Source organism: Metaplanococcus flavidus, assembly GCF_042675885.1.
GTDB lineage: Bacteria > Bacillota > Bacilli > Bacillales_A > Planococcaceae > Planococcus > Planococcus flavidus.
Genome location: NZ_JBHTKI010000027.1, coordinates 1 through 706, shown reverse-complemented (window position 1 = coordinate 706; position 706 = coordinate 1). Strand labels below are relative to the sequence as shown.

The 706-nt window shown below is 51.8% G+C and carries 1 pseudogene; it reads right to left on the bottom strand.

Annotated elements, in window-relative coordinates:
* Positions 1-609, bottom strand: a pseudogene (locus ACFQ1X_RS15390) (IS30 family transposase); the annotation flags it as partial.
* Positions 610-706 lie beyond the last annotated feature (97 nt).

Below are 706 nucleotides of genomic sequence, written 5' to 3'. Positions count from 1 at the left end.
GGTTTCAATATGGCATGCCTTGCGTCCTGCAGGCTTCAAGGCGATGATAACTTTCGTCAGCCTTTCGACCAGCGTAATCACCGCACTTTTGTGGCGGGCGCCCACAATGGTGTCGCCTTCGATGTGTCCGAACTCTTTTTTGAACGACGGGTAATCGGCTTCCCGTTCGGAGATATGCCGTTTGAACGCCTGCTTTCCCCGGCGTTCCTGGTGGCCATTGGGTTTCCGCTTCCCTTTCATCGGAAGTGTAGCGGCATCAAAGACCCGATTCTTGAACAGGCGATAGAGCGTGCGCGCGGAACAATCGATGGCCGTTTCAGCCCGGCCGACAATGACATCGGGCGTCTAGCCCTGAGCCACCTTGTCCTGAATATAGGCCACTTGTTTCTGCGGCAAGACCGTTTTTCGGCGGCCGCAGCGTTTCTTGTTTTTCTTGTATTGGGTGTAGAAGTCGGTGGCGGTATGGCCCAATTTCAGGAAGTTGATGACCTTGTAGATCGGCTGCCTGGAACGGTTCATGAGCTTAGCGATGATCGCCACAGGTGTATTTTGGCGGTGGTAGGATTCTATCATCACCAGTTCATCCGTGGTAAGATGGGTGTAGGTCATTCGTGGTCACTCCTCTGTTTTTCTTTGGTCGGAAAATACATTTTGAGTGTACCACGAATGGCTTTTTCAGTTGTCTAGCTTAATTTTACAATCGGCG